The sequence below is a fragment of the Streptomyces sp. NPDC030183 genome (assembly GCF_055573455.1).
In genome coordinates, this window is sequence record NZ_JBVIBK010000003.1 from 331,722 (window position 1) to 343,126 (window position 11,405).

13 protein-coding genes, 1 pseudogene and 1 riboswitch are annotated in these 11,405 nt (G+C 72.4%); of the genes and pseudogenes, 7 read left to right on the forward strand and 7 right to left on the reverse strand.

Translation table 11 applies throughout. The annotated features are described in order from the left end of the window. Positions 1-38: 38 nt before the first annotated feature. The 5 genes from metF to ACZ4Z2_RS06180 all read right to left on the reverse strand — a co-directional run bounded on the left by metF (position 39) and on the right by ACZ4Z2_RS06180 (position 4,013). Positions 39-962, reverse strand: coding sequence for a methylenetetrahydrofolate reductase [NAD(P)H] (gene metF, locus ACZ4Z2_RS06160; protein WP_468072849.1), 924 nt, complete (start codon positions 960-962; stop codon positions 39-41). 108 nt (positions 963-1,070) lie between these two features. After that, positions 1,071-1,733: a thiamine phosphate synthase gene (thiE, locus tag ACZ4Z2_RS06165; RefSeq protein WP_468072851.1), complete on the reverse strand. Its 663-nt coding sequence runs from the start codon at positions 1,731-1,733 to the stop codon at positions 1,071-1,073. A gap of 168 nt (positions 1,734-1,901) precedes the next feature. After that, the gene (locus ACZ4Z2_RS06170) at positions 1,902-2,267 is read right to left on the reverse strand and encodes an Rv2175c family DNA-binding protein (RefSeq protein ID WP_468072853.1); all 366 of its coding nucleotides are present in this window, start codon (positions 2,265-2,267) and stop codon (positions 1,902-1,904) included. 91 nt (positions 2,268-2,358) lie between these two features. Continuing rightward, positions 2,359-3,588, reverse strand: coding sequence for an NAD(P)/FAD-dependent oxidoreductase (locus ACZ4Z2_RS06175; RefSeq protein ID WP_468072855.1), 1,230 nt, complete (start codon positions 3,586-3,588; stop codon positions 2,359-2,361). 32 nt (positions 3,589-3,620) lie between these two features. After that, positions 3,621-4,013, reverse strand: coding sequence for an avidin-fold protein (locus tag ACZ4Z2_RS06180; protein ID WP_468072856.1), 393 nt, complete (start codon positions 4,011-4,013; stop codon positions 3,621-3,623). Between the two features lie 52 nt (positions 4,014-4,065). Beyond that, positions 4,066-4,177, forward strand: a riboswitch (TPP riboswitch). Between ACZ4Z2_RS06180 and thiO the strand changes: the two genes are divergently transcribed. The 5 genes from thiO to ACZ4Z2_RS06205 all read left to right on the forward strand — a co-directional run bounded on the left by thiO (position 4,175) and on the right by ACZ4Z2_RS06205 (position 9,501). Continuing rightward, positions 4,175-5,350 (forward strand): glycine oxidase ThiO, encoded by a 1,176-nt coding sequence (gene thiO / locus ACZ4Z2_RS06185; protein ID WP_468072858.1) that lies wholly within the window; start codon positions 4,175-4,177, stop codon positions 5,348-5,350. Its footprint overlaps the riboswitch before it by 3 nt. Before the next feature lie 23 nt (positions 5,351-5,373). Next, entirely contained in the window at positions 5,374-5,574 is a 201-nt protein-coding gene (gene thiS, locus ACZ4Z2_RS06190; RefSeq protein WP_468072898.1) for a sulfur carrier protein ThiS, read from the forward strand. A 3-nt stretch (positions 5,575-5,577) separates the two neighbouring features. Then, complete coding sequence (locus ACZ4Z2_RS06195) at positions 5,578-6,372, forward strand: thiazole synthase (protein ID WP_468072860.1); 795 nt, start codon at positions 5,578-5,580, stop codon at positions 6,370-6,372. 107 nt (positions 6,373-6,479) lie between these two features. After that, positions 6,480-8,393 carry a Stk1 family PASTA domain-containing Ser/Thr kinase gene (gene pknB / locus ACZ4Z2_RS06200; protein WP_468072862.1) on the forward strand — a complete coding sequence of 638 codons (1,914 nt, stop codon included), beginning with the start codon at positions 6,480-6,482 and terminating at the stop codon, positions 8,391-8,393. Between the two features lie 277 nt (positions 8,394-8,670). Continuing rightward, complete coding sequence (locus ACZ4Z2_RS06205; RefSeq protein ID WP_468072900.1) at positions 8,671-9,501, forward strand: deoxyribonuclease IV; 831 nt, start codon at positions 8,671-8,673, stop codon at positions 9,499-9,501. A 66-nt stretch (positions 9,502-9,567) separates the two neighbouring features. Here the strand turns inward: ACZ4Z2_RS06205 and ACZ4Z2_RS06210 are convergent, their stop codons facing one another. Continuing rightward, the gene (locus ACZ4Z2_RS06210; protein WP_468072864.1) at positions 9,568-10,215 is read right to left on the reverse strand and encodes a sulfite oxidase-like oxidoreductase; all 648 of its coding nucleotides are present in this window, start codon (positions 10,213-10,215) and stop codon (positions 9,568-9,570) included. Between the two features lie 174 nt (positions 10,216-10,389). Between ACZ4Z2_RS06210 and bfr the strand changes: the two genes are divergently transcribed. Beyond that, complete coding sequence (gene bfr, locus ACZ4Z2_RS06215) at positions 10,390-10,869, forward strand: bacterioferritin (protein WP_468072866.1); 480 nt, start codon at positions 10,390-10,392, stop codon at positions 10,867-10,869. Positions 10,870-10,900: 31 nt separating this feature from the next. Here bfr and ACZ4Z2_RS06220 read toward each other — a convergent pair whose 3' ends face one another. Then, positions 10,901-11,143, reverse strand: coding sequence for a (2Fe-2S)-binding protein (locus ACZ4Z2_RS06220; RefSeq protein WP_055537704.1), 243 nt, complete (start codon positions 11,141-11,143; stop codon positions 10,901-10,903). A gap of 168 nt (positions 11,144-11,311) precedes the next feature. On the opposite strand from ACZ4Z2_RS06220, the pseudogene ACZ4Z2_RS06225 reads away from it, so the two are divergent. Further along, a pseudogene (locus ACZ4Z2_RS06225) lies at positions 11,312-11,405 on the forward strand (pyridoxamine 5'-phosphate oxidase family protein); the annotation flags it as partial.

Sequence of the window (11,405 nt, forward strand, 5' to 3'; positions counted from 1 at the left end):
GGCCGCTTCGCAGTGTGTCGTACGCGAGTGCGACCGGTCTAGGCCCTCGGTGGGTGGTGCAGGCCCAGGTTCTCGTAGATTTCCAGAGTCGCGGTGGAGTTGTTCAGGGTGATGAAGTGAAGTCCGGGGACTCCCTCGTCCAGCAGCCTCGCGCAGAACTCCGTGGCGAACTCGATGCCAATGGAGCGTACAGCGGCCGGATCGTCTTTGGCTGTGACGATCCGCTCTTTCAGGACGTCCGGGATGGCCGCGTTGCTGAGTTGGGGAAGCCTTTCCAACATCTTGACGCTGGTGACGGGCATGACCTCCGGGATGACGGGGGTCTCGCAGCCGGCCTTCGCGACCGCGTCCCTCAGACGCAGGTACGAGTCAGGGTGGAAGAACATCTGGGTGATCGCGTAGTCGGCGCCGGCCCGGCACTTGTCCACGAAGTGGGCCACGTCGGCGTCCCAGTCGGCGGACCGGGGGTGCATCTCGGGGAACGCGGCGACGCCCACGCAGAAGTCGCCCGACTCCTTGATGAGGTGGACGAGTTCGGCGGCGTACGTCAGGCCCTGCGGATGCGGGACCCAGTCGCCCATGGGGTCGCCGGGCGGGTCACCGCGGACCGCGAGCATGTTGCGGATACCGGCGTCCGCGTACTGGCCGATGATGTTGCGCAGTTCGGCGATGGAGTGGTTGACGGCGGTGAGGTGGGCGACCGGGGTGAGCGTGGTGTCGGCGGCGATCTGCTCGGTCGCCCGGACGGTGCCGGCGCGTGTGGAACCGCCCGCTCCGTAGGTCACGGAGACGAAGCTGGGGGCCACCGCCTCGACCCTGCGGAGGGCGTTCCACAGGTTCCGCTCGCCCTTCTCGGTCTTGGGAGCCCAGAACTCGAACGAGTACGTGGTCTTGCCCGTGGCGAGCATGTCACGCACGGTCCGTGCGCGATCAGTCCTGGTGGAGGCGGTTCCTAGGGCCATAACCGCAGGTTAGTCAGGTCGGGGCCGTCCCCCAACCAGAGCACCCCCTTTTGTCCGCTTTATCGGCCCGGGTGTCCACGCCTTGGACAGCCCGGGCGCCCTCAGGCGTCAGAGGGCGCGCAGCCGCTTGGCGAACTCCGCCGCCGCGGCCGCGGGATCGTCGGCCTCGGTGAGCGCGCGGACGACGACGACCCGGCGGGCACCCGCTTCGACGACCTCGTCGAGGTTGCCGAGGTCGATGCCCCCGATGGCGAACCAGGGCCGGTCCGTGCCCAGCGCGGCGGTGTACCGCACGAGGTCGAGGCCGGGGGCGGGGCGGCCGGGCTTGGTGGGGGTGGGCCAGCAGGGGCCCGTGCAGAAGTAGTCCACGCCCTCCTGCGCGGCGGCGGCCGCGGCCTCCTCCTCGGAGTGGGTGGAGCGGCCGATGAGGATGTCGTCGCCGAGGATCGCGCGGGCGGCGGGGACCGGGAGGTCGTCCTGGCCCAGGTGCAGGACGTCGGCGCCGCCCGTGTGCCCGGCCCGGGAGGCATGCGCCACGTCGGCCCGGTCGTTCACGGCGAGCAGCTTGCCGTGCCTGCGGCACTTCTCGGCGAACAGCTCCAGCAGCTCCAGCTCCTGTGCCGCCTCCAGGCCCTTGTCGCGCAGCTGGACGATGTCCACCCCGCCGCCGAGGACCGCGTCCAGGAACTCGGGGAGGTCGCCCTGGCGCCTGCGGGCGTCCACGCAGAGGTAGAGCCGGGCGTCGGCGAGCTGGGCGCGGGCGTCGGTCATGGATGGGTCCCCCGTCGGCGGTGCGGTGTCGGTGCGACGCACGGCGGCCGGGGCCCTCTCGGCCCCTGGCTGCCGTACGCCGCACGATGCTGTTCCGGATGGTGCGGTGGTGCGGGTCCCGTGGTGGTACGGGGCCTGCCCGTGGTGCGGCTTCTCAGGCCCTGGCGATCACACGGCGAGCGCCTGCGCGCGGCGCTTCACCTCCGTGCCGCGGTTCTCGCTGAGCGCCTGGGCCGGGGTGCCGGGCAGGCTCGGGTCGGGGGTGAAGAGCCACTCCAGCATCTCTTCGTCGGTGAAGCCGTCGTCCCTCAGCAGCGTCAGGGTGCCGGACAGGCCCTTGACGACCCGGTCTCCGTCGATGAAGGCGGCGGGGACGTGCAGCGCGCGGTTCTCACCACGGCGTACGGCGATGAGCTGGCCCTCCTTGACCAGCTGCCGCACACGGGTCACCTCGACGCCGAGCATCTCGGCGATGTCGGGGAGGGTCAGCCACGCGGGGACGAGAGCATCGATCTTTGCGTCAATCTCGGTCACGTCACCAAGACTGCCATCTGGGACTGACAGTGGGTAGCCGAGCGGGGCCCTCCGGGGGGTCGGCCCGCCGAGGAGCGGGCCGGACGGCGGGCTACACCGTCGCGGCCTTCAGGGGTCTCGCCGGGTCCGCCAGCAGGGCGGGGTCCATCGGGGTGCCCGACTCGATGACGCGGCGGCCCTGGGCGAGGTCCCTCGGCCGGCCGACGGCGAGCAGGGCGACGAGGCGGTCCTCGCGCAGCCAGCACACCGTCCAGGCGGCGCCCGTGGGGTCCCCGCGCCAGATCATGGTGTCGGCGGCGGGGTGGTGCCCCGCGTACTGGACGAAGCGGCCGAACTGCTCCGACCAGAAGTAGGGGACCGGATCGTAGGGCTGCGGGGTCTCACCGACGATGTCGGCGGCGACCGTGCGGGGGCCCTGGAGGGCGTTGTCCCAGTGGTGGACCAGGAGGCGCTCGCCGTACCGGCCCGAGGGGAAGGAGGCGCAGTCGCCGACCGCATAGACGTCGGGCGCGGAGGTGCGCAGGTGGTCGTCGGCGATCACGTCCCCGTGCGGCCCCAGCTCGATGCCGGATCCCTTGAGCCAGGCCGTCGCCGGGCGGGCCCCGATGCCGACGACCACGGCACCGGCCGGGATCCGGGAGTCGTCGTCCAGGACGACCGTGCCCGGCTCGACGCGCTCCACGCGCGCGTGGGTCCGCAGCCCGACGCCGCTGTCGGCGTACCAGGCGGTCATCGGCGCGGCGACCTCGGCGGGCAGCGCACCGGCCAGCGGGCGGTCGGCGGCCTCCACGACGGTGACCGCGCAGCCCGCCTCCCGCGCGGCGGTGGCGAACTCGGCGCCGATCCAGCCGGCGCCCACGACGACGATGTCGTGCTGCTCGGCGAGGACGGGCCGCAGCCGCTCGGCGTCGTCCAGGGTGCGCAGCAGATGCACGCCGGGCACGCCCTCCGTGCCGGGCAGCCGGATCGGTTCGGCGCCGGTGGCGAGGACCAGGACGTCGTACGGGACGGGGCCTGCGGCGGTGTCCAGTTCGTGGTCGGCGGGGCGGACGCCCAGGACCTCGCGGCCGAGGCGGAGTTCGATGCCGAGCGCCTCGAAGTCGACGTCGAAGGCGGAGTCCTCGGCCTTGCCGAGGAGCACGGCCTTGGACAGCGGCGGCCGGTCGTACGGCTGGTGGGGTTCGGCTCCGATCAGCGTCACGTCGCCGGGGAAGCCCTGTTCGCGCAGGGCGACCGCGGTCTGCACCCCTGCCATGCCGGCGCCCACGACGACGACCCGGCGCGCCGTCGTCCGTCCCGCTGCCCGTGTCTGCTCGTTCACCTGATCACCATAGACAACTGACGATCCGTCAGTCAGCGGTCGTCCGCCGTGACCTGCTGCACAGCTCCGTCCGCCGCCTCGATCGCCTCCCGGATCTCTTCCACCGTGCTCGTCCCGCTGCCCGGCCGCGACTCCCACTTCCAGGTCTCCTCCAGCCGCACTCGCCCGTCGGGCAGTTCGACCACCCGGGACACGCAGTGCCCGGACGCGGTCGTCCCGTCGGTCCGCAGCTGGACGTACCGGAAGTCCAGCCGGTCACCCTCACGGGTACCCAGGAGATGGCCGCGTACGACGTCGCCGCCCGCGTAGTCGGCCCAGATCTCGCCGTCCCTCTCGTGGTACGCGAACCGGGTGCGGGTGCCGACCTGACCTGGGGCCTGGTCCGCCACGGGGGCGAGGAGGAGTCCGTCGAGCGAGCGGGCCATCGGCACAGGCTCCCTTACTGAGCGATACGGCACGGGCTAGGGTGGGCCACCGTAGAGCACTCGCGGGAGCCCGGACGCACCGGGCTGAGAGGGAGGCTGGCGGCCTCCGACCGTACGAACCTGATCCGGGTCATGCCGGCGAAGGGAGGGGCTGGACGCCCATGTCGCGTACGCACACCTCAGACGTCCTCGTCGTGGGGGGCGGGATCATCGGGCTGGTCACGGCCTGGCGGGCCGCCCAGCGCGGCCTCACCACCACCGTCGTGGATCCCGGTCCGGGCGGCGGGGCGGCCCAGGTCGCGGCCGGGATGCTCGCCGCGGTCACCGAGCTGCACTACGGCGAGCAGACGCTGCTGGGGCTCAACCTGGAGTCCGCGCGCCGCTACCCGGACTTCGCGGCCGAGCTGACCGAGGCGACCGGCGTGGACCTCGGCTACCGCCGCTCCGGGACGCTCGCCGTCGCCCTCGACGCCGACGACCGCGCCCACCTGCGCGAACTGCACGACCTGCAACGCCGTTCGGGCCTGGAGTCGGAGTGGCTGAACGGACGCGAGTGCCGTCGGCTGGAGCCGATGCTGGCACCGGGTGTCCGCGGCGGACTGCGGGTCGACGGGGACCACCAGATCGACCCGAGGCGGCTCTCCAGGGCCCTTGTCACGGCCTGCGAGCGGGCCGGGGTCGTGTTCCACCGGGCCTGGGCACAGGAGCTCTCCGTGGTGCGGGAGCGGGCCGCCGGGGTCAGGACCGACGACGGCGCCGCGCTGACCGCCGGGCAGGTGGTCCTGGCCGGGGGCAGCCACAGCGGGCGGCTCGCCGGGGTCCCGGACGAGGTGCTGCCGCCGGTGCGGCCCGTGAAGGGACAGGTGCTGCGGCTGACCGTGCCGAAGCGGTACGCGCCCTTCCTGACCCGGACCGTCCGGGCCGTGGTCCGCGGCAGCCACGTCTACCTGGTGCCCCGCGAGAACGGCGAACTCGTCGTCGGCGCGACCAGCGAGGAACTGGGCTGGGACACGACGGTCACCGCGGGCGGGGTGTACGAACTGCTGCGGGACGCCCATGAGCTCGTCCCCGGCATCACCGAGCTGCCGCTCACCGAGACCCGTGCGGGACTGCGCCCCGGCTCCCCCGACAACGCCCCCCTTCTCGGCCCCACCGCACTGGACGGCCTGCTCCTCGCGACGGGCCACCACCGCAACGGGGTCCTCCTCACCCCGGTCACCGGTGACGTCCTGGCACATGTCCTGATCAGCGGGGAACTGCCCGAGCTGGCGCGGGACTTCACACCGCTGCGGTTCCGTGCCGGGGCGCCCAGGGAACTCACGGAGCAGCCCGCATGAGCGCCACGGACCTCACCGGCTCCCTGACCGTCCTCGTCAACGGGGAGCGCCGGCGGGTCGCCCCCGGCACCGCCCTCGACACCCTCGTACGGACGCTCACCGCGTCCCCGTCCGGGGTCGCCGCCGCGCTCAACGAAACCGTCGTCCCCCGCGCGCAGTGGCCGTCGACGCTCCTCTCCGAGGGGGACCGCGTCGAGGTCCTGACCGCCGTCCAAGGAGGCTGACCCATGGCAGACGACCCCTTCGTCCTCGGCGGTACGACCTACTCGTCCCGCCTGATCATGGGCACCGGCGGCGCCCCCAGCCTCGACGTGCTGGAACGGGCGCTGGTGGCCTCCGGCACGGAGCTGACGACGGTCGCGATGCGCCGGGTGAACGCGGCCGTGCACGGCTCGGTGCTGTCCGTGCTCGACAAGCTGGGCATCCGGGTACTGCCCAACACCGCCGGCTGCTTCACGGCGGGCGAGGCCGTGCTCACCGCGCGGCTAGCGCGGGAGGCGCTCGGCACGGACCTGGTGAAGCTGGAGGTCATCGCCGACGAGCGGACGCTGCTGCCGGACCCGATCGAGCTGCTGGACGCCGCCGAGACGCTGGTCGACGACGGTTTCACGGTGCTGCCGTACACGAACGACGACCCGGTGCTCGCGCGGAAGCTGGAAGACGTCGGCTGCGCCGCGATCATGCCGCTCGGGTCGCCGATCGGGTCCGGGCTCGGCATCCGCAACCCGCACAACTTCCAGCTGATCGTGGAGCACGCGCGCGTACCGGTGATCCTGGACGCGGGGGCCGGTACGGCGTCGGACGCGGCGCTCGCGATGGAGCTGGGGTGCGCGGGAGTCATGCTCGCCTCCGCGGTGACCCGGGCGCAGGAGCCGGTGCTGATGGCCGCCGCCATGCGGAACGCGGTGGAGGCGGGCCGCCTCGCGCACCGGGCGGGCCGCATCCCCCGGCGCCACTTCGCGCAGGCGTCGTCCCCCGAGGAGGGCCTGGCCCGCCTGGACCCGGAGCGGCCGGCGTTCTGAGCGGCGGTCCCCCGTCCGGGTCCAGGACGGTCACAGGTCTGCTGCAGTCCGTCCCCGTCGCCCCGGAACGGGTGGGGGTGTCCGTGGCGGCTCGTAGACTCACCTGCGTGGACACGACCCTTCAGGACCCGCTTGTCGGCCAGGTGCTCGACGGCCGGTATCGAGTCGAGGCGCGGATCGCGGTCGGCGGGATGGCCACGGTCTACCGGGCCGTGGACACCCGCCTGGACCGGGTGCTCGCGCTCAAGGTGATGCATCCGACCCTGGCCGCGGACGGCTCGTTCGTGGAGCGGTTCATCCGCGAGGCCAAGTCGGTGGCGCGGCTCTCCCACCCGAACGTGGTGGGGGTCTTCGACCAGGGCGCCGACGGGTCGTACGTGTACCTGGCCATGGAGTACGTCGCCGGCTGCACCCTGCGGGACGTGCTGCGCGAGCGCGGCGCCCTCCAGCCGCGGGCCGCGCTGGACATCCTGGAGCCGATCCTCGCCGCCCTCGGCGCCGCCCACCGCGCCGGTTTCGTGCACCGCGACATGAAGCCGGAGAACGTGCTGATCGGCGACGACGGCCGGGTCAAGGTCGCCGACTTCGGGCTGGTCCGCGCCGTGGACACCGTCACCAGCACCACGGGCAGCGTGCTCGGCACCGTGGCCTACCTCGCCCCGGAGCAGCTGGAGCACGGCACGACCGACACCCGCGTGGACGTGTACGCGTGCGGGGTGATGCTGTACGAGATGCTCACGGGCGGCAAACCCCACGGCGGGAACACCCCCGCCCAGGTGCTCTACCACGCGCTGAACGACGACGTGCCGCCGCCGTCGGCCGCGGTGCCCGGTCTGCCGTACGAGCTGGACGAGCTGGTCGCCTCGGCGACCGCCCGCAATCCGGAGCTGCGCCCGTACGACGCGGTCGCGCTGCTCGCGCAGACGCTGGAGGCGCGGTCGGCGCTGAGCGTCGAACAGCTGGACGCGGTGCCGCCGCAGGCGAGAACGGCCGGGCACGACAACGCGGAGGACCGCACGAGCGTCATCCCGCGGGCGCTGACCGTCTCGCGGTCGGCCGGGCTCGACGAGCTGGACCGTACGAGCCGGTTCGAGACGCCCCCGCCGCCGCCCCGGCGCACCGCGCGCGGCGGCAGCGCGCCGCGCCGGGGCATGCTCGCGATCGTCGCCGCCGTGCTGCTCGTCCTCGGTGTGGGCGGCGGCATCTGGTACATCAGCTCGGGGCAGTTCACCAAGGTCCCCGCGGTGCTGGCCCAGTCGGAGGCCGCCGCGTCGCAGCGCATCGAGGGGGCCGGGCTCGGCGTCAGGGTCGAGCGCGAGTTCAGCGACACCGTCAAGCGCGGCCAGGTGATCCGTACCCACCCGGAGCCGGGCGGCCGCATCCGGGACAACGACACCGTCACGCTGACGATCTCCAAGGGCCCCGAGACCGTGAAGCTGCCCGATCTCACGGGCTACCGGCTGGACAAGGCGAAGGCCCGGCTGAAGAGCGACGGGCTCGAACCGGGTCTGGTGACGCGGGAGTTCAGCGACGACGTCATCCGGGGTCAGGTGATCCGCACCGAGCCGGGCGCCGGTACGAAGGCGTCCTCCGGTTCGGCCGTCGCGCTCGTGGTCAGCCGGGGCGCGCGGGTGGAGATCCCGGACGTGGCCGGCTCCTCGGTCGAGGACGCCACCGCCGCCCTGGAGGACAAGGGCCTGAAGGTGGAGATCGCCTCGGGGCAGGTCAACTCCGAGTTCGACAAGGGCCTGGTCGCCGAGACGTCCCCGGGCGCGGGCAAGCAGGTCGGCACGGGTGACACGGTGACCCTGACGCTCTCCAAGGGCCCCGAGATGATCGAGGTCCCGGACGTCGTGGGCGACAGCGTCGACGAGGCCACCCGCAGGCTGGAGGACGCGGGCTTCGAGGTCGACGAGGACCGGGGTCTCCTCGGACTCTTCGGCGACGAGGTCAAGAAGCAGTCGGTGGAGGGCGGCGAGACGGCCCCCAAGGGCTCGACGATCACCATCGAGATCGGCTGACCCAGGTCCGCCGCGGTCGGGGCCCCGGAGCGGGGCCCCGAGCCGCCATCCGCCATCCGCCATCCGCCATCCGCCGTCCGCCGTCCGGGTGACTTCTGCCGCATGACACCCTTGTGCGGTGAGTACCGAGCAGTCCCCCGGCCGTCCCGGCCCCTCCTCCCCCGCGTCCGCTCCCGCCGCCTCCCCCGCGTCCGCTCCCGCCGCCTCCCCCGCGTCCGCTCCCGTCGCCTGCCCCGCCCCCGGGTCCGGGCCCGCGCGCAACCCCGTCGGCGGGCATGTGCCCGTCGCCGGCGGCCTGAACTCGGTCGGGCTGGCGTACGCCCGCGATCTGGGGGCCGAGACCGTGCAGGTCTTCGTCGCGAACCCGCGGGGCTGGGCGACGCCCGTGGGGAACCCGCGGCAGGACGAGGAGTTCCGGGCGGCCTGCGCGGCCGAGTCGATCCCCGCGTACGTGCACGCCCCCTATCTGATCAACTTCGGTTCGCACACCGAGGCGACCGTCGAGAGGTCCGTGGAGTCGCTGCGGCACTCGCTGCGCCGGGGCCGGGAGATCGGCGCCCTCGGCGTGGTCGTGCACACCGGGAGCGCGACCGGGGGCCGGGACCGTTCGGTCGCGTTGAAGCAGGTGCGCACCCGTCTGCTGCCGCTGCTGGACGAGCTGACCCACGACGACGACCCGTTTCTGCTGTTGGAGTCGACGGCCGGCCAGGGTTCCTCCCTGTGCTCGCGGACCTGGGACTTCGGCCCGTACTTCGAGGCGCTCGACGCCCACCCGAAGCTCGGGGTCTGCCTGGACACCTGCCACATCTTCGCGGCGGGCCACGACCTCACCGGGCCCGACGGCATGCACCGGACGCTGGACCTGCTGGTGGACACCGTCGGCGAGGGGCGGCTGAAACTGATCCACGCCAACGACTCCAAGGACGTCGTCGGCGCCCACAAGGACCGCCACGAGAACATCGGCTCGGGCCACATCGGCGAGGACCCGTTCCGCGCGCTGATGACCCACCCGGCCACCGAGGGCGTCCCCCTGATCATCGAGACCCCCGGCGGCAAGGAGGGCCACGCGGCGGACGTGGAGCGCCTGAAGAAGCTCCGCGACGGCTGACGGGCCGCACCGGCACCGCCCCCGGTCAGAGCCGGGGGCCCCGCCGGCGCCGGCCGCCGCCCGGGCTCAGAGTTCGGGGCCCTCCCCCGGTTCCTCCTGGTAGGAGTAGCGCTGCTCGCGCCACGGGTCGCCGATGTTGTGGTAGCCGCGTTCCTCCCAGAAGCCCCGCCGGTCGGCGGTCATGTACTCGATGCCGCGGACCCATTTGGGGCCCTTCCAGGCGTAGAGGTGGGGCACGACGAGCCGGAGGGGGAAGCCGTGCTCGGCGGTGAGGAGCTCGCCGTCCTTGTGGGTGGCGAAGATCGTGCGGTCCGAGGCGAAGTCGCTGAGCCGGAGGTTGGAGCTGAAGCCGTACTCGGCCCACACCATCACATGGGTGACCTCGGCGGCGGGAGGCGCGATCTCCAGGATCGTCCGGGCGGGGATGCCGCCCCACTCGGCGCCGACCATGCTGAACTTCGTCACGCAGTGCAGATCGGCCACGACCGAGGCGTACGGCAGGGCGGTGAACTCGTCGTGGGTCCAGCTGTGCTTCTCGCCGTCGGCGGTGGCGCCGAAGACCCGGAAGTCCCACCGCTCGGGGCGGAACTTGGGTACGGGGCCGTAGTGCGTCACCGGCCAGCCGCGCTGGAGTCGCTGTCCCGGCGGAAGCTGCGGCTGTGCCGCGTTCTCAGATGCGCGATCTCCCGACTCGCGTCCCACCGGCTGACCCATGACTCCATCCTGACAGACCCCGAGTGGTGCACATGACCAGCCCCCACCCGACCCGGACAAAACGAACTAAGGCTGGGCTAACTTACTAAGCTTGCACTTACTGGACGATCTTCGATGCCGGTGCAATCATCGCGGCGCAACCTCCCAGTTCCCCGCTTGGAAGGAGCCTTTGCGATGCAGGGCGACCCCGAGGTCATCGAATTCCTCAACGAGCAGCTCACGGCCGAGCTGACCGCGATCAACCAGTACTTCCTGCACGCGAAGATGCAGGAGAACTTCGGCTGGACGAAGCTCGCGAAGTACACGCGGCACGAGTCGTTCGACGAGATGAAGCACGCGGAGGTCCTCACCGACCGGATCCTGTTCCTGGACGGCCTGCCCAACTACCAGCGGCTGTTCCACGTCCGCGTGGGCCAGACCGTGCGGGAGATGTTCGAGGCCGACCGGCAGATCGAGGTCGAGGCGATCGACCGCCTCAAGCGCGGTATCGAGGTGATGCGGGCCAAGGGCGACATCACGTCCGCCAACATCTTCGAGTCGATCCTCGCCGACGAGGAGCACCACATCGACTACCTGGACACCCAGCTGGAGCTGCTGGAGAAGCTCGGTGAGGCGCTCTACATCGCGCAGCTGATCGAACAGCCGGAGAGCTGATCCCCGTCGTCGAGGAGCCGGGCCCGACGGGCTAGGCGGCTTCCTCGAGTTCCTGCACCTCGGAGAAGGCGGGCTGCCCCTGGTCGGCCGACTCACGGCGCGGGCACGCGCCCCTGCCCAGGATCGCCTGGATACGGCGGACGCACGAACCGCAGTCCGTACCCGCCTTGCAGGCCGACGCGATCTGGCGAGGGGTGCAGGCGCCGTCCGCCGCGTGCTTCTTGACCTGCTGCTCGGTGACACCGAAGCAACTGCAGACGAACACGCGGTCCACCTCCCGCCGGGATCGATACGTAACGCCGCCCCGATGACCGGTGAGGCTAACCTAACCTTACCCGGCGGCCAGGGAGCGCAAAAGTGGAGTGGGGGGGGGGGGGGGGGGGGGGGGGTTTTCCCCCCCCCCCCCCCCCCCCCCCCCCCCCCCCCCCCCCCCCCCCCCTCCTCGCCGCGCACGACCGGACTGGAGGTCAGGTTCACCGGAGGACAGCTGTGGCTGGGGATGATGCCGGACTCGCTGAAGGCACTCGACCTGCGCC